Annotated in this window: 16 protein-coding genes; all 16 read left to right on the forward strand. The window is 32.2% G+C overall.

Features of this window, described 5'->3' with window-relative positions:
• Nucleotides 1-7 precede the first annotated feature (7 nt).
• The 16 genes from ACEPXD_RS04465 to ACEPXD_RS04540 all read left to right on the forward strand — a co-directional run bounded on the left by ACEPXD_RS04465 (nucleotide 8) and on the right by ACEPXD_RS04540 (nucleotide 16,972).
• Nucleotides 8-1,723 carry a motility associated factor glycosyltransferase family protein gene (locus tag ACEPXD_RS04465; protein WP_391120328.1) on the forward strand — a complete coding sequence of 572 codons (1,716 nt, stop codon included), beginning with the start codon at nucleotides 8-10 and terminating at the stop codon, nucleotides 1,721-1,723.
• Nucleotides 1,720-2,073 carry a hypothetical protein gene (locus ACEPXD_RS04470; protein ID WP_391120330.1) on the forward strand — a complete coding sequence of 118 codons (354 nt, stop codon included), beginning with the start codon at nucleotides 1,720-1,722 and terminating at the stop codon, nucleotides 2,071-2,073. The genes ACEPXD_RS04465 and ACEPXD_RS04470 overlap by 4 nt, the downstream gene beginning before the upstream one ends.
• Entirely contained in the window at nucleotides 2,070-3,287 is a 1,218-nt protein-coding gene (locus ACEPXD_RS04475; RefSeq protein ID WP_391120332.1) for a motility associated factor glycosyltransferase family protein, read from the forward strand. The genes ACEPXD_RS04470 and ACEPXD_RS04475 overlap by 4 nt, the downstream gene beginning before the upstream one ends.
• Before the next feature lie 157 nt (nucleotides 3,288-3,444).
• Nucleotides 3,445-4,416 carry a UDP-N-acetylglucosamine 4,6-dehydratase (inverting) gene (gene pseB / locus ACEPXD_RS04480; protein ID WP_391122997.1) on the forward strand — a complete coding sequence of 324 codons (972 nt, stop codon included), beginning with the start codon at nucleotides 3,445-3,447 and terminating at the stop codon, nucleotides 4,414-4,416.
• A gap of 328 nt (nucleotides 4,417-4,744) precedes the next feature.
• A complete protein-coding gene (locus ACEPXD_RS04485; protein ID WP_391120334.1) occupies nucleotides 4,745-5,296 on the forward strand; it encodes an acyltransferase in 552 nt (183 codons plus the stop codon).
• Between the two features lie 33 nt (nucleotides 5,297-5,329).
• Nucleotides 5,330-6,199 (forward strand): N-acetylneuraminate synthase family protein, encoded by an 870-nt coding sequence (locus tag ACEPXD_RS04490; protein ID WP_391120336.1) that lies wholly within the window; start codon nucleotides 5,330-5,332, stop codon nucleotides 6,197-6,199.
• Nucleotides 6,196-7,359 (forward strand): HAD-IIIA family hydrolase, encoded by a 1,164-nt coding sequence (locus ACEPXD_RS04495; RefSeq protein WP_391120338.1) that lies wholly within the window; start codon nucleotides 6,196-6,198, stop codon nucleotides 7,357-7,359. Before ACEPXD_RS04490 ends, ACEPXD_RS04495 begins: the two co-directional genes overlap by 4 nt.
• Nucleotides 7,360-7,363: 4 nt before the next feature.
• Complete coding sequence (locus tag ACEPXD_RS04500; protein ID WP_391120340.1) at nucleotides 7,364-8,113, forward strand: CBS domain-containing protein; 750 nt, start codon at nucleotides 7,364-7,366, stop codon at nucleotides 8,111-8,113.
• A gap of 55 nt (nucleotides 8,114-8,168) precedes the next feature.
• Nucleotides 8,169-9,020, forward strand: a complete 852-nt coding sequence (locus tag ACEPXD_RS04505; protein WP_391120342.1) for a class I SAM-dependent methyltransferase — start codon at nucleotides 8,169-8,171, stop codon at nucleotides 9,018-9,020.
• 160 nt (nucleotides 9,021-9,180) lie between these two features.
• A complete protein-coding gene (locus ACEPXD_RS04510) occupies nucleotides 9,181-10,251 on the forward strand; it encodes a hypothetical protein (RefSeq protein WP_391120344.1) in 1,071 nt (356 codons plus the stop codon).
• Nucleotides 10,252-10,254: 3 nt separating this feature from the next.
• On the forward strand, nucleotides 10,255-11,163 hold the full coding sequence (locus ACEPXD_RS04515; RefSeq protein ID WP_391120346.1) for a CatB-related O-acetyltransferase: 909 nt from the start codon (nucleotides 10,255-10,257) through the stop codon (nucleotides 11,161-11,163).
• Complete coding sequence (gene gmd, locus ACEPXD_RS04520; RefSeq protein WP_391120348.1) at nucleotides 11,160-12,173, forward strand: GDP-mannose 4,6-dehydratase; 1,014 nt, start codon at nucleotides 11,160-11,162, stop codon at nucleotides 12,171-12,173. Before ACEPXD_RS04515 ends, gmd begins: the two co-directional genes overlap by 4 nt.
• Nucleotides 12,174-12,188: 15 nt before the next feature.
• Nucleotides 12,189-13,331, forward strand: coding sequence for a class I SAM-dependent methyltransferase (locus tag ACEPXD_RS04525; protein WP_391120350.1), 1,143 nt, complete (start codon nucleotides 12,189-12,191; stop codon nucleotides 13,329-13,331).
• 163 nt (nucleotides 13,332-13,494) lie between these two features.
• Nucleotides 13,495-14,847, forward strand: a complete 1,353-nt coding sequence (locus tag ACEPXD_RS04530) for a sugar phosphate nucleotidyltransferase (RefSeq protein ID WP_391123000.1) — start codon at nucleotides 13,495-13,497, stop codon at nucleotides 14,845-14,847.
• 87 nt (nucleotides 14,848-14,934) lie between these two features.
• Nucleotides 14,935-15,882 (forward strand): GDP-L-fucose synthase, encoded by a 948-nt coding sequence (gene fcl, locus ACEPXD_RS04535; RefSeq protein ID WP_391120352.1) that lies wholly within the window; start codon nucleotides 14,935-14,937, stop codon nucleotides 15,880-15,882.
• A complete protein-coding gene (locus ACEPXD_RS04540) occupies nucleotides 15,875-16,972 on the forward strand; it encodes a glycosyltransferase (RefSeq protein WP_391120354.1) in 1,098 nt (365 codons plus the stop codon). The genes fcl and ACEPXD_RS04540 overlap by 8 nt, the downstream gene beginning before the upstream one ends.
• The last annotated feature ends 63 nt before the right edge of the window (nucleotides 16,973-17,035 follow it).

Genomic DNA, 17,035 nt, shown 5'->3' on the forward strand with positions numbered 1-17,035 from the left:
TGAAATAATGAATAATGAATTAGAAATAGAAAAAATAGAAACTAAACGACATAATTACACATTAAAAGTGAACGGATACTTTTTACATAGTAAGTACGACCCTGAAAAAGAGGCAGAGCAATTTATTGAAAAAAACTATAAACCTAACCATACAACAATATTATTTGGATGTGGAATGGGTTATTACGCAAAAGCTCTTCTGAACAAAAAAAATAAAGAAGAAAAACTAATCATTATAGAACCTTTAATAGTCCCTGATGAAAATATTGACAAACAGATTGAGGCTTTTATTATTCAAGCTACCAGTCAAGACGTGATTAAATCCCTTTTTATGAATGAGCTAGATATGTACAGTAATTTACATATTATTTGTTCTCCAAACTATAATCATCTGTTTCCAGAGCTTTATGTTGATATTCTATCTATTATTAAAGATAGAGTAAGTGTAAATAAAATTGTGGAAAATACAGTTCGAAGATATGCAAATGATTGGCAGGAAAATTATCTACATAATTTAGGAAATGCCTTTATGGACCAAAGTTTGGAAAATTTATTCCAAAAGCATACTTGTCCTGTTGTCATAGCCTCTGGAGGTCCTTCATTAACAAAACAAATTGAACAATTAAAAAAAGTAAAAGATAAAATAATTCTTATCGCAGCTGGATCAACAATCAATACTTTATTAAAAAATGACATTAATCCGGATTACGTGGTGTCTATAGATGGTGGGAAAGCTAATTATCATCACTTTAAACAGCTTACTTTTCAAAAGACGAAGCTTATATATAGTATGTATAACCACTTTTTAATTAGAGAAAGTTTTAACAATCCCTCCTATTACTTTTTGTCATCCGATGCTGCACATTTGAGTGGGCATATGGAGAAAGTATTAAATACGCAATTTCCAATCATAATCGGAGGAGGATCAGTTGCGAATTATGCTTTGTCTATTGCAATGTATATTTCCAGTGGACCTGTTACATTAATAGGACAAGACTTAGCGTACACGGATAATAAAAGCCATGCAGAACACAATAGATCCTTCTCAATTATCGATGAAGCTTATATGAAAAAAAGAGGAATTTTCCTTACGAAAGGATACTATGGTGAGGATGTTCCGACAGATTATGCTTTTTACACAATGAAAGAACATTTTGAGGAAATGGTAAAATCAATAGGTGAGCAACGATTAATTCATAACAGTACTGAAGGCGGTATTTTCCTAGAGGGTTTTAAACAAGTACCTTTTGTTGAATTTTGTGAGGAGTATGTGGACTATCAGTATAAGAAAAATATAAATGCAGTAAATCCTGTTGCACAATCAGAAACTTCATATGAGACATTTATTCTACAAATGAAGCATGAAGATGAAATATATAATAAAATAAATCTAGTATTAATTGATTCACTGAGCACCATTAAGCAAAATAAAAATAATTCAACCTTTTCACCAAGTGTACTAAAAAGACTAGATAAAAATGATAAAAAGATTGAAAATCTATTCGAACAAGTTCCAATGTCTAGCATACTTACCCCTATTACAATGGATGTGATGAAAAAATTCTCTCCAAAAGCTAATGAAACAGAAAAAGAAAAATATGAAAGAGTCTTTGAGCAAAATAAAACATTATATGAACGACTATTAGAAGTAACATATACTTCCCAACAATATACTAGTAACTTAATAGAACAAATAAAAGAAAAGTCGGAGTTGAGCAAATGATGAATAACTTAATGATAGAAACAATGGAAAGCTACAATCAATATATATCAAGTTTGCCTAGTGGATGTCAGGCAATTGCTGATTTAATTCGAGAAGATAGAATTCAAGAAGGTGTTAGAAATATTCTTCAATTTAGCGAAGGAATGGGTTGGATTGTAGATGCAAATAGGCTTCTAGAAGAGAATGGACAATCAGTTCTACTTCAGCCTGAGAAAATTCATGAGTTTCTAGAAGAAGTAAACAGCGGATTAGAAATTCAAGATTATATAATTGTTGCGGATATGTTTGAATATGAAATTAAACCATTTTTCGAGGATTGTACTTTCTATGAGATTAGTGAGGTTAAATGAATTATAAAGTAGAAATAGCAAAAAACGGGGAAAGTACATTGAAGTTAAATGATATTTATATTTACAGTAAATATAACCCGCGAAATGACGCTGAAAAATTTATTAAAAAAGGGTACGATAATGATGCAAAAGGCTATTTTCTAGTAGGATTAGGACTAGGTTATCATTTAGAGGCTTTACTTAAGATTGATAAAAATAAGCCGATTATCGTTCTCGCTTTGGATGAACAAGAGTTTAAAATATATTCATCGAATACTCATATAAGAAAGTCTAAAAATGTCGAAATAATTTTAGAATTAGGGCCAAATATAAATTTGAGCCAATACCAAATTATTATTCCGCTTTCTTGGATGAAAGCAATTGGACATGAGCATAGACTTCATGATGTACTTGAAGATATTAAAATCAGACAAATGAGCTATGAAACATTAAGTGGCGTATTAGAGAAAAATTTTAATGAGAATTTGAAAAATGACGATCCTTCAATTAGTAATGTTAAAGAAACATTTAAAGGCAAGTCGGCATGTCTTGTATCAGCTGGACCTTCACTCGATTCTACAATTGAATTATTGAAGGTTGCAAAAGATAAGTTCTTTATTTTGGCGGTTGGGTCATCTTTAAATACGTTATTAAATAACAAAATTGAACCAGATGCTGTGATTATTACAGATACTCAAATAAATGTAGTGAAACAGTTAGAGAATAAAGAGTATCACGGTTTATTATTTTATTTGGCTACAGCAAATCATGAGATGACATTAGTTCATAAAGGGAAAAGAGTAATTATATTTCAAGAGGGTTTTCCTCTGTCAGAGATTGAGGCGGAGAAAAGGAATGAGGATGTATTAGAGACAGGTGGTTCAGTGGCAACTACTTCATTTTCTTTACTTGAATATATGGAATTTAAAACGGTTATATTATTTGGACAAGATTTAGGGTTTAAAGACGATAACACTCATTCAACTTCCTCTACCTCAGGAAAAAAAGTTGTGAAAGATATGTTATTCAGAAAGGTTTTGGCGAACAATGGAGAATATATTCATACCACTTCAAATCTAAATACATACCATCGTTGGTTAGAAAGAAAAGTAAAACAAACGAATGTTACTTATTATAATACGTCATGGGAAGGTGCCAAGATAGAAGGGGTACCATATATTAGTGCTAAAAGTTTTCACGGATTGTTGCGTAACATAAAATTTAATGCTTTATAAAAAATAAAGTATTCCCGTTCTCAATTGAGTAGCGGGTTTTTCTTTATTTTTATGAAATTTGGTCGATATATATAGGGAAGATATAGAGTAAACTTAGTATGATAAAATATAGTCTTTTATACATAATGTTAAATTCGGAATGGAGAAAGTAAACAGTATGAATATATTAACGAATAAAACAGTACTTGTTACTGGTGGAACAGGCTCGTTCGGTAAGAAATTTATCAAAAAAGCACTAGAACAAGATGTGAAGAAAGTAATAGTTTTTAGTCGTGATGAGTTAAAGCAATATGAAATGAAGCAAGAATTTACGGATTCACGAATTCGTTTCTTTATTGGTGATGTGCGCGATAAGGAACGTTTGAATCGTGCTTTCGATGGAGTTGATATTGTTATTCATGCGGCTGCTATGAAGCATGTAGATGCATGTGAATATAATCCATTTGAAGCTATCAAGACGAATATTAATGGTGCACAAAACGTAGTAGAAGCAGCCATTGATCGTGGAGTTGAGAAGGTTATAGCGCTTAGTACAGATAAAGCATGTAGCCCTGTGAATTTATACGGTGCGACCAAGCTAGCTTCGGACAAGTTGTTTGTTGCTGCAAACTCATACGTAGGTGCGAAGAAAACGAGTTTCTCCGTTGTTCGTTATGGAAATGTAGTTGGTAGTCGCGGAAGTGTTGTGCCGTTTTTTCAAAAGATTAAAGAAACAGGCACTGTCCCAGTGACAGATGAACGTATGACTCGCTTTTGGATTACGTTAGATCAAGGGGTCCAATTCGTATTAGATAATCTAGAGCGTATGCACGGCGGCGAGATTTTTGTGCCGAAAATTCCGAGCATGAAAGTGATGGACCTTGCAAAGGCAATTGCACCTGAATGTGAGATTGAAATTATCGGTATTCGACCAGGCGAGAAGCTGCATGAAGCAATGATTATGGAAGATGATTCTCGTCATACGGTGGAATTTGATAATTATTATGTGATTCAACCAGAATTTCCTTGGTGGTCTAAGAAGTTTGCAGAAGGTGGTAAGCCACTAACAGAGAGTTTCGCTTATACGAGTGATAATAATACGGACTGGTTAACGGTGGAACAGTTGAAGGATTTGGCGGAGGGGAATTAGTGATTACATTAATTGCTGTTGCTGACTAAATTAACCTAAACCACAATTTTATTTAGAAAGATCATTTAAATTGCATGAAATCGGAATGTAAAAAAGTGGATTCACAAATAGAAATGAATTTTAGTGGCAGGTAGAAGACGCTATTCCTTTTATCTTGTTGTTAGAAAAAGGATATTCAGCTGGTTGCAATGAAAGAGAACAAGCTGTCGCATAGAAATTAATATGTGAGTTATTTGATATAGTTCCGAAACTCAAACTAGTTTATCCTGAATTCATATTAAAAAGAACAAATTGAATTGAGGATTCAAAAAAAATGTAGGTGTTGACAATGTGCTTATTAAAGATTATTAAAGAGTTTGGTCAACGTATGCGATGGGCATATAATGCGGATCGTCTTGGTCCAGATATTCTGCCAACTTATTTATTGATGTATTCTCCTACTTTGGGCAGAAGAATATGTGAGAAAAAATTCTTATATTTTGGTAAAGGTGCGGAAGTAAGACATGGTGCAGTTGTAATAGGATGTTCTAATATTAGCTTAGGAGATTATGTATATATTCGGCCAAATACTATTTTAGTAGCTAGTTTAGCGAAAATAACAATTGAAAATAAAGCACTTATTGCATCAGGTGTTCAAATGCATGTAACTAATCATGAGTATAAGGATGTTAATCGACCAATATTTGACCAAGGGCACCAGGAAGGGAAAGATATTTTAATCAAATCTGGTGCATGGGTTGGTGCAAATGCAGTAATCCTTGCGGGTATTACTATTGGAAAAAATTCAGTAGTAGCCGCTGGAAGTGTAGTGAATAAGAATGTTCCAGATTATACTATTGTTGCTGGAGTACCTGCAAAAATAATAAAACGTATTATATGATGATAAAAAAAATTATAAAAGTGAGGCAAAACTATGTCATTTAAGATTATAGCGGAAATTGGTTGCAATCATAAGGGTGAGATGAAAATTGCAAAACAATTAATTGAAGAGGCGAAAAAATGTGGAGCAGATGTTGCAAAGTTTCAAAAACGAAACAATAAAGAATTATTATCAGAAGAACAATATAACACACCACATCCAAATCCTATAAATTCATATGGAGCTACATATGGTGAACACCGTGAATTTTTGGAATTTACTGCAGAACAACATCGTGAATTAATGGAATACTGTGAGTCAATAGGGATTATTTATAGTACTTCAGTTTGGGATTTATCATCTGCAAAAGAAATTGCGTCTTTAAAGCCAAAACTAATTAAGATTCCATCTGCAATTAATAATCACTTCGAATTATTAGGATGGTTATGTGAAAATTATGTAGGTGAAATTCATGTATCAACTGGAATGACTGATTATACAGAAATCGAAAATCTAATTAGTTTCTTTGTTAATAAAGGAAGAAACAAAGATTTAGTAGTCTATAATTGCACATCTGGATACCCTGTTCCCTACCAAGATATCTGTTTAAAAGAAATACTGCGTTTGAAAGAAAAATATGCGGATAATGTAAAATTAATTGGCTTTTCAGGGCATCATTTAGGAACAGCAGTAGATATTGCTGCCTATACATTAGGCGCTGAGTGGATTGAACGTCATTTTACATTAAATAAGCAGTGGAAAGGTACAGATCATAGTGCCTCACTTGAACCAGTTGAATTATCTAGATTAGTTCAAGATTTAAAAGATGTAGAGCTTTCCCTTCAATATAAGGAAACTGAAATTTTGGCTATTGAAAAGATACAAAAGGAAAAATTAAAATTTAAGGGATTTTCAAAAGTATGAAAACTGTTGCCATTATTCCTGTTCGTGGAGGAAGTAAATCAATACCATTAAAAAATATAAGAAAGTTGAATGGGCGTCCTCTTGTTTTTTGGACAATTGACGCAGCCCTTCAATGTAAATGGATTGATGAAGTGTACGTTTCCACTGATTGCGATGAAATAAAAAAATGTGTAACTGCATATGATCGACAACATAATAGTAGATTGTTTTGTATTGATCGTGATCAGGCAACTGCAACTGATTTTGCTTCAACAGAATCAGCGCTCTTAGATTTTGTTAGTAAAGTAGATTCAGACTATGTAGTGTTATTACAAGCAACTAGTCCATTGACAGAAGCCTATCAGTTGGACGAAGCCTTTGAAAAATATTTTACTGAAAGGTTTGATAGTTTATTGTCTGTCGTTCCACAAAAGCGATTCATTTGGGAAAAGTCTAATGAAAATGGATTGGGCAAGCCATTGAATTACTCTCCCAATAATAGGCCACGTCGACAGGACTTTGATGGATACTTAGTTGAAAATGGAGCTTTTTATATTACAAAAACAGAACTTTTAAAGAAAACAGAAGTACGCGTTTCTGGAGAAATCGGTCTGTATGAGATGCCGGAGGACACTTACTTTGAAATTGATGAGCCAGAAGACTGGATAATCGTTGAAAGCTTACTGAGGAAAAAAACAAAGAAACTAGAAAAAAGAAAAATTAAATTATTTGCAACAGATTGTGATGGGGTACTTACAGATGCAGGTATGTATTATTCAAAAGATGGAGATACACTTAAAAAGTTTAATACAAAAGATGGTATGGGATTTGCAATTCTTCGGGAGCATGGGATTAAAACAGCAATACTTACAGGAGAAAATTCTCCAATTGTTTCTAAAAGAGCAGAAAAGTTAAATATTAATGATGTTTATTTAGGATGTAAGGATAAAGTGGCTGCGATGGAAGAATTGCTATTAAAATATAATATTTCATTTGATGAAGTAGCCTATATCGGTGATGACGTAAATGATATTTCTTTATTAGAAAAAGTGGGTTTTAGCTTTTCCGTAGCAGATGCAGTTGCGCCAGTGAAAAATATAACCAAATATACAACAAATCGAAAAGGCGGAGAAGGTGCCGTTCGAGAAGCAATTGATTTTCTTTTGAAAGATGAGGTTTGACTGAATGATAATAGAAAAATATATAGTTACGCTAAATTCTACTATTTTAGAAGTAATCCAACAGATTGAAGAAAATAAAGCCGGATTTGTTCTAGTGGTAGAAGAAAAAAAATTAAAAGGCACGCTAACAGATGGTGACGTAAGACGAGCATTGATCAATTTGCATAAGTTGTCTGATAATATAGATAAGATTATTCAACCAAATTTTGAATTCCTTAAAGTAACAGATTCTTTCGATACGATTGTTGCCAAATTTAAAACAAATAAAATTCAATATTTACCTATTGTTGATGAAGCTAATAAGCTAATTAATATTTTAACAAAAGAACAATTACATGTAGTTCTTTTAGAAGGAAAAAAATTAGATTTAAAAATGGATTTTAGCCAATTTGATGGACATACGTTGTCACATGAAATTTATAATCGACCATGGGGATACTATAAAACTGTATTTTTAAGTGAATATGTGCAAGCTAAAGTTATACATGTTGAGCCACTTCAACAATTGAGTCTTCAGTATCATAGGAAAAGAGAAGAACATTGGGTTGTAGTAAAAGGGCAAGGAGAAATGACGATAGGTGAGAGCAAACGCAGTCTATCTGCTGGCTCATATATTTTTATTCCAAAAGGATGCCTACATAGAATTAAAAATACTTCAGGACTTGATTCACTTGTTATTTCTGAAGTGCAATTAGGTGATTATTTTGGTGAGGATGATATTATCCGAATCGAAGATGACTATGGTCGAGAGTAACCTGTCAAGTTTTTAATGAATTAGCTCTCATTATTAGTATATGAGGAGAATGAAAATGCAGAATTGTTCGCTTTGTCAATCGAAAAATATTAAAATACGCTATCCCTATGTTAGAGACTCGAAGGAATTACAAGTTTTAGAATGTGAAGATTGTGGATTAGTGTTTTTATCTTCATTTGAACATGTTACAGATGCATTTTATGAAGAGTCTGGAATGTTGAAAGGAACTGTTGATTTAAAAAAATATCGTCAGCAATCATATAAAGATGATCAGCGCCGAGCAAATAGTTTAAGAGATAAGCTAATTGGAAAGAAAGTATTAGATTTTGGTTGCGGTGCAGGAGGGTTTCTTCACTTAATACAAGACTATGCTGACATTGCAGTAGGAGTAGAGTTAGATAAACAGATTAATAGGACTATTAATGATGAAGGCGTAAAGTGTTTTCCTAATATAGAAAATATCGAGGGTACTTATGATGTTATTACCCTTTTTCATGTCGTAGAACATTTAGTAAATCCAAAAGAAATACTAAATAATCTAAAGAAATATTTAAATCCTAATGGCGTAATTATCATAGAAGTACCAAATGCCGATGATGCACTTTTAACGCTTTATAACAGTAAAGAATTTGCGGATTTTACGTATTGGAGTTGTCACGTATATTTATACAATAGTCATACATTGAAAAAATTAGTAGAGCAAGCAGACTATCAGGTGAAATTAGTGAAGCAAATTCAAAGATATCCGTTAAGTAATCATCTATATTGGCTAAGTCAAGGAAAGCCAGGTGGGCATAATTATTTGGGGTTACTAGACAATGTACTATTGAATCAAGAATATGAAGATACGCTAGCAGCTATTGGAAAGTGTGATACCTTATTAATAGAGTGTCTCATAGTAGAATAAGATTCTAAACTTATGGATAGTGATAATAATACCTATTCTATATAAAAAACAAATAGAATAACTTAAAACTGTGATTAATAATAGTGGGAGTTTTATAAATTCAAAAAAATTCTGCTTAACAATGCATTTATAATATGCGAATAAAACGGAGGGGCAACAAATGAACCATATTTGGATAGGTGCTTCTAGTTTAGCGGTAAAACTTTTAAATAAATGGAGAAAAGTTCATAAAGATTATTCACCTTTTATAATTTTAGATAATGACCCTAGCAAAGTAGGTAAATTAATAAATGGAGTAGCAATTGATTCAGTAAGCAATATTCAAAAATATTTAATACAAGAGCATGAGATTATAATAACGACATCATTTGTTGATGAAGTAAAAAAACAATTAAGTGAATTAAATATTACTTCTAAAATTATAGATTATAAAGCTAAAGATCTTGAAGTTTCATCAAACATTTTGAAAAAGAATGAACACCTTTTAAATAGTAGTAAATCTAAGCGCTGTTTTGTGATTGGTAATGCCCCATCTTTAGGGGAACTAGATTTGGATAAGATTATAAATGATGATAAAATCATGGTAAATAATTTTTATAAAAACCCTAGTTTAATTAATTTAAACCCCACATATTGGATGTTAGCAGATCCGTTATTTTGGAAAAAGGACCAGTTGTTTCTTGACCCGATTCTTGATATTTTAAATGGTAAATTATCAAATACAAAGTTATTTATAAGTGATGAGGCATTAGGTACAGTAAAAAGAGACATAATTGACGAAGAAAATATTTATTATTATCATATGGACAATTGTAATTCGGATATTAGTTCGGTTTCTGAGATAGATTTTACGAATATAGTGCCCCTATTTGCGCAAAATGTAATTTCTACTTCTTTAATGCTTGCCTTATTTTTAAAATATGAAGAAATAGTATTAATAGGTTGCGATCATACTTGGTGGAATTATAGTAAAGAAGAGATTGAGAATGGTGTAATCCCTCCACATTATTACACAAAAAATGATCTGGATAAAAAAACAAGTAAGAATATATTTAAAGATTACGGCTATGAAGGAATTAGAAAAACAATCGAAAGGCAAAAACAAGAGTATTATCAGTTGAAGCTTATAGCTCAAAGCAAAGATATTAAAATATTGAATGCCACACCAGGTGGTTATCTAGAGATATTCGATAGAATAATATTTGAAGATTTATTTAGAGAAGGTGAATGATAAGTGATTGTTGATAATAATAAATTATTTAATGAACTTGTTGTTCAAAATAAAAAGTTAATTGTTTTTGGCACAGGTTCTTTAGCACAAAAACTGGTTACAGAAAATGTTTGGATATATCAGTACATAGATTTTTTTATGGATAACATACCTAAAGGAGAATTTTTTTTAGGGAAAAAAGTAATTAAATACAATGATTTTAAACAAATAGGTATAGAAGCATATTTTATCGTAGTTGCAAGTTCTTATTATAAAGAAATTTACACCCAACTGAATAGTATTGACTTAAAAGTGAACGAACATTATACACAGGTATATACCCAAGAGACTAATTTAGAAACATTAGAAAATAGAATTGTGAGAGGCGTTAAGATTGGAAAGTTTACATATGGTTACGAAAAACACTGCTTTCCAAATAGTACTTTAAAAGAAATTGGAGCATTTACTTCAATTAACGAGTCTGCTCGAATAGGCGAAGTAAACCATCCATTAAATTTTATTTCTACTCATCCATTTCTGTATACCCCAAAGGATAAGATTCTAGGTTATGAAGGTGTACCTGGTATTTTAGATAAGAAAGATACAATTGATGTTTATGATATTTCAAGTAATGAAGAGATTATTATTGGAAATGATGTGTGGATAGGGGCTAATGTGGTAGTATTGCCTGGTGTTACAATTGGTGATGGAGCAGTTATAGGTGCTGGGGCAATTGTTACTAAGGATGTCCCACCCTATTCCATTGTTGTAGGTGTACCTGCGAAAGTAATTAAATATAGATTTAATGATCAAGAAATTAATGAGTTATTAAAAATAAAGTGGTGGAATTGGGAACTTGAAAAGATTAAGAAGAATGCAGAATTTTTTAAAAAGCCTTTAGAATTTTTAAAAAGAAATAGGGTGAAACAATGAAGAGTGCTCTTATCACTGGTATAACGGGTCAAGATGGTGCTTATCTTACTGAACTTCTTTTGAGAAAAGGATATGAGGTACATGGTTTAGTTCGTCGAAATTCGATTGAGCGATATGATCGAATTGAAGAATATTTAGAAAACGAACTTGTGCACCTTCACTATGGGGATATGACTGACTCTACGAATTTAATACGTATTATTTCAGAAATTCAACCAGATGAAATTTATAATTTAGCTGCTATGAGCCATGTGAAAGTTTCATTTGAAATACCAGAATATACTGCAAATGCAGATGGACTGGGAACTCTACGTTTACTAGAAGCGATTCGAATATTAAGTTTGGAAAAGAAGACGAAAATTTACCAAGCATCCACAAGTGAATTGTACGGAAAAGTTCAAGAAACACCACAATCTGAAACAACACCATTCTATCCTCGTAGTCCGTATGCAGCGGCAAAAATTTATGCCTATTGGATTACGGTCAATTATCGTGAGGCTTATAATATTTTTGCTTCGAATGGCATTCTCTTTAATCATGAGTCTCCATTACGTGGAGAAACGTTTGTAACGAGAAAAATTACGATTGCTGTTGCTAATATAAAAAATGGAAAGCAAGAGTGTTTATATTTAGGAAATCTCGATGCTCAACGAGATTGGGGATTTGCAGGGGACTATGTTGAAGCAATGTGGTTGATCTTACAACAAGAAAAGCCAGACGATTTTGTAATTGCTACGGGGCAAACACACACAGTACGTGAATTTGTTGAACGTGCGTTTGCAGAAGCTAATATTGAAATTGAATGGCGAGGTAATGGTATTGATGAAAAAGGAATTGATAAAGTAACAGGCAAAGTCATTGTTGCAGTAGATCCTCAATTTTTCCGTCCAACAGAAGTAAATCTGCTATTAGGAAACCCAGCTAAATCAAAAAAAATCTTAGGCTGGGAACCCAAAACGAGTTTTAACGAATTAGTAAAGATGATGGTTCGTGAGGATCTAAACAGATAGGGGAGCTGTATTAAGATGAATTTTGATCAAATAATAAATAATATAGAAAACAAAGAATTATTTATATTTGGTACGGGAAGTCTATATTCGAAATACGAACACTTTCTTTCAAGAAAAAATATTGTTGGATATCTAGACAATAATGAAAAGCTTTGGGGCAGTCAATTTAATAATAAGAACGTTTTTAATCCAAAAGAAGTGGTTGGTCAAAAGGACGTATTCATAATAATACTTAGCTCTTATTATGAAGAAATATCAGCACAGCTTGAAAGTTATGGATTAGTTCAAATTGAGAATTTTTGTACTTACTTAGATATAGCTAATTCATTTGATTTAAGCTTAACTATTGAAAATGGTCACTTTTATTCACCTATACCTAGTAATAAAGAAATTTTTTCTGATAGTTATGTTCCATATGAAAGAAATCGAGAAATGCTTGGAATAGATTTGAATATTGATGTGCAATTAAGGCATCTTGATAAAGCATTTAACTTAGTCAATGAATTTAGTGACTTTTTGTTAAAAGATAAGAGATTTTATCTAAAAAATGATAACTTTGAATATCTTGATGCAATAACTTTATATAGTTTTCTAAAGGAGTACAAGCCTAATAATGTAATTGAAATAGGATCTGGATTTACATCAGCATTATTTTTAGACACAGTAGAGTATTTGAAATATAAAACTAAGTTAACATTTATTGAACCATATCCTAAACGTTTAAATAAACTATTAGAAGATAGTGATTATATAAAAACAAATATTATCAATGAAAGAGTTCAAACCGTATCTATTAATTTTTTTGACCAGTTAGGTGAGAATGACATATTATTTATAGATAGTTCACATGTCAGTAAAATAGAAAGTGATGTAAATTATTTGTTTTTTGAAGTGCTACCTAATTTAAATGAGGGTACGATTATTCATATTCATGATATTTTTAAAGGGTTTGAGTATCCTGAAGACTGGACTTACCAAGGAAGGTTTTGGAATGAATCCTATTTATTGAGATCATTCTTACAATTTAATCACTCATTTGAAGTACTATTTTGGAATAACTATATGTATAGTGAATTTAAGGATAGAATGCCTTCAACATGTATTGAAAATGTTAACAATGATTTTGGAGGAAGTATTTGGCTAAGGAAGATTAAATAGTAAAGCTGGTATATGAAATTTTTATTTTATTATCTTTTTCGCTGATTTACAAACGCTGGTTCGTGAGGATTTAAAAAATTCTAACTATAATAAAAGGCGATATGAATTTGATAGAAAATTTCATATCGTCTTTTAATCTGGTTTAATGAAAGAGTGGATACGTGTGAAACTTATTTTACTTTCGGGGGGATCAGGAACGAGACTTTGGCCGCTTTCTAATGATTCTAGAGCAAAGCAATTTCTAAAAGTTCTTCGAAACGAAAATACAGGTCAATTAGAATCGATGGTGCAACGCGTTTATCGACAGCTTTCTGAGGTAGTTGCAGCTGAAGATATGATTATTGCAACAAATACTTCGCAGGTGGATATGTTACGTAATCAACTTGGTGATGTATCAATTGTTGTAGAACCAGAGAGACGTGATACTTTTCCAGCTATTGCACTGGCCTGTGCTTATCTTTCATCTAAATTAGGTATGAAAGAAAATGAAGTCGTTGGGGTAGTCTCTGTTGACGCCTTTGTTGATGTTGCATTTTATCAAAAAGTGAAGGAATTAGAACAACTTGTTATAGAGACAAATGCAGAAATAGGCTTGCTTGGTATAAAGCCGACGTATCCGTCCTCTAAATATGGTTATTTAATTCCGAAAGATTATTCGGAATATATGAGAGTAGAGAGTTTTGTCGAAAAACCAACAGAAGATACTGCAGAGGAACTAATTGCAAACGAAGCATACTGGAATAGTGGAGTGTTTGCATTTCCACTTGGCTTAATTTTAAGTAGACTAGTAGAAATGCAATTTTCAATTGATTATGAAATATTGCGTACCGAATTTTCAAGACTACCAAAAAATAGTTTCGATTATGAAGTGGTAGAGCATTTGGATCATATTGTTGCATTAACGTATGAAGGCTACTGGAAAGACTTAGGTACATGGAATACGTTGACAGAGGAAATGTCTGAGCGAGTAATTGGTAATGGTGGGTTAAGCGAAGATAGCATAGACACTCATATTGTAAATGAGTTGGACTTGCCGGTAAAAGTGCTAGGTATTTCGAATGCGGTTATTGCAGTAAGTGCAGATGGTATTTTAGTAACGGATAAACCAGCTAGCTCACGAATGAAAGATATGCTTCATGTAGGATTATTTTCAAGACCTATGTTTGAGGAGCGTAGATGGGGCTGGTACCGTGTTTTGGATTACACGAAAAAAGAAAATCAAGAGATCCTAACGAAAAGACTTTGTATTAAAAAGGGAAAAAATTTAAGCTACCAGTATCATAATCATCGCTCGGAAATTTGGACCGTGATTTCTGGGAACGCTTTGTTTATGCAGGACGGTGAAACAAGATCAGTGTCTCCAGGCGAGGTATTACAAATTCCAGTGGGAAGTAAACACTCTCTTTTTGGCATCGAAGATACAGAGATTATTGAGGTTCAAATGGGGGATGCTGTAATTGAAGAAGATATCGTTCGTTTGGAATATAAGTGGGAAGAGATAAAAACTAATATTTAATCTAATGAACTAAAGGACTGAATCTATTCAGTTCTTTTCTCTTTGGTCGATATTAAGAAAGAGAATTTTAGAAAAAGGTGCTATCAAATGGATAAAAATTCTAAAGTATATATTGCAGGACATCGAGGTTTAGTTGGTTCTGCCATTGTACGTAATTTAAAGTCAAAAGGTTACGAACAACTTATATTGAGAACAAGTAAAGAATTGGATTTGCGTAATCAGAATGCAGTACAACAATTTTTTGAAAAGGAACGACCGGATTATGTATTTTTGGCTGCTGCTAAAGTAGGGGGTATCTTAGCTAACGCTACTTATCCCGCACAATTTTTATACGAAAACTTAATGATTCAATCGAATGTCATTGAAGCAGCAAAACAAAACAAAGTAAAGAAGCTTATTTTTTTAGGTAGTACTTGTATCTACCCTAAATTGGCTCCACAACCTCTCAAAGAAGAGTATTTGCTAACAGGTGAGTTAGAGCCGACAAATGAAGCCTACGCAATTGCAAAAATTGCTGGTATAAAAATGTGCAATGCATATAACAAGCAGTATGGCACTGAATTTATCAGTGTCATGCCTACTAATTTATATGGTCCATATGACAATTTTGACTTAGAAACCTCGCATGTGTTACCAGCTTTAATGAGAAAAATTCATAAGGCAAAGGTGAATCAAGACGAATCTTTTGTCGTTTGGGGAAGCGGAAGTCCTTTAAGAGAATTCTTACATGTTGACGATATGGCAGACGCCTGCGTCTATTTAATGGAAAATTGTAATGCTGAGCAAATTGATGAGTTTGTAAATATTGGAACTGGAAAAGAGTTGTCAATATTTGAGCTTGCACAAACGTTATGTAAAGTAATCGGTTTTGAAGGAAAGCTAGAATTTGATGCGACTAAGCCAGACGGAACACCTCGAAAACTAACAGATGTAACCAAACTACATCAATTAGGATGGCACCATAAGATTGAATTGCAGAGAGGAGTTCAAGATACATATAAATGGTATCTTGAAAATGTAGCGAACTATGACTAATGGACCGAAAATAACAATAATTACAGCATGTTATAATTCTGAAAAAACGATAGAACAAACAATTCAAAGTGTAATTACCCAAAAATATGACAATATTGAATATATCATTGTTGATGGTGCATCAACTGATCATACTATGCGTATCGTGGAAAAATACAGCGATCAGATTGATATAATTATTTCTGAACAGGATAAAGGCATATATGATGCATTTAATAAAGGTGCTAACGCCGCAACAGGGGAGTATATTCAATATTTGAATTCCGATGATTACTTATTAAATGATGATGTGATTAGTAAAATGAGTAATGAAATTATAAAGTACAATTATCCAGTTGCTTTATATGGTGGTATTTTAGTAATAGATGAAACAACAGGATATATAAGGACTTCTAATGCAGATATTTCTTTTGATATGTTTAAAAAAGGGAAAATGCTTCCGCATCCCGCAACTTTTATGAAAAGTGAAATTATTAAGCAAATCCAATTCGATACCAATTATAAAATTGCTGCGGATTACGATCTAGTGGCAAAAGTGTATTCAAAGCACCCTAACGATGTGAAATATTCTCAAGAATTAGTAGCAATGTTTCGATTAGGAGGAATATCAAGTAACCCTTTTCATAAAAAAAAATTAAATGAAGAAGTTAATGAAATTCTTAAATTAAACTTCAATCAATCGAATGAAACTATTTTTCTTTCAAAAAATGAAGATTACTATAAAATGTTGTTAAAGCAAATGATTTTTAGCAAGCAATCATTGGGTACAACTTTAACGAATTTAAATATTGAAAATATTGCTATATTCGGAAGTGGAGAATGGGCTTACATATTAATGAAAGACTTTTCAATCAATTCTATTCAAATTAATTGTTTTATTGATAACGATGAGAAACGTCATGGGTTGATCTTGAATGATATTCCTGTTGTAGGTCCCGATTGGATAAAGGAGAATGCATCAAAAATTGATGCAATTATTTTAGGGTTTGAAGGGGATCATGATGAGGTAGTAAAAAAACAATTGAGTGAATATGTGGAGTTAAATAGGAAACTAATTATTAGTTGGAGAGAATTGATCTTAAAACTTTAAAATAGTGTATTGAATGCCTACTAATTGGATATGAAATTTAAAAAAGTAATTTGGGAGAAGTTA

Origin of the sequence: Psychrobacillus sp. L3, assembly GCF_042945595.1 — a bacterium.
Lineage (GTDB): Bacteria > Bacillota > Bacilli > Bacillales_A > Planococcaceae > Psychrobacillus.

Coding starts and splice junctions, on each gene's coding strand:
- ACEPXD_RS04525 (WP_391120350.1), top strand. CDS start 12,189: ATGAATTTTGATCAAATAATAAATAATATAGAAAACAAAGAATTATTT.
- ACEPXD_RS04505 (WP_391120342.1), top strand. CDS start 8,169: ATGCAGAATTGTTCGCTTTGTCAATCGAAAAATATTAAAATACGCTAT.
- pseB (WP_391122997.1), top strand. CDS start 3,445: ATGAATATATTAACGAATAAAACAGTACTTGTTACTGGTGGAACAGGC.
- fcl (WP_391120352.1), top strand. CDS start 14,935: ATGGATAAAAATTCTAAAGTATATATTGCAGGACATCGAGGTTTAGTT.
- ACEPXD_RS04495 (WP_391120338.1), top strand. CDS start 6,196: ATGAAAACTGTTGCCATTATTCCTGTTCGTGGAGGAAGTAAATCAATA.
- ACEPXD_RS04540 (WP_391120354.1), top strand. CDS start 15,875: ATGACTAATGGACCGAAAATAACAATAATTACAGCATGTTATAATTCT.
- ACEPXD_RS04475 (WP_391120332.1), top strand. CDS start 2,070: ATGAATTATAAAGTAGAAATAGCAAAAAACGGGGAAAGTACATTGAAG.
- gmd (WP_391120348.1), top strand. CDS start 11,160: ATGAAGAGTGCTCTTATCACTGGTATAACGGGTCAAGATGGTGCTTAT.
- ACEPXD_RS04485 (WP_391120334.1), top strand. CDS start 4,745: ATGTGCTTATTAAAGATTATTAAAGAGTTTGGTCAACGTATGCGATGG.
- ACEPXD_RS04470 (WP_391120330.1), top strand. CDS start 1,720: ATGATGAATAACTTAATGATAGAAACAATGGAAAGCTACAATCAATAT.
- ACEPXD_RS04465 (WP_391120328.1), top strand. CDS start 8: ATGAATAATGAATTAGAAATAGAAAAAATAGAAACTAAACGACATAAT.
- ACEPXD_RS04490 (WP_391120336.1), top strand. CDS start 5,330: ATGTCATTTAAGATTATAGCGGAAATTGGTTGCAATCATAAGGGTGAG.
- ACEPXD_RS04500 (WP_391120340.1), top strand. CDS start 7,364: ATGATAATAGAAAAATATATAGTTACGCTAAATTCTACTATTTTAGAA.
- ACEPXD_RS04510 (WP_391120344.1), top strand. CDS start 9,181: ATGAACCATATTTGGATAGGTGCTTCTAGTTTAGCGGTAAAACTTTTA.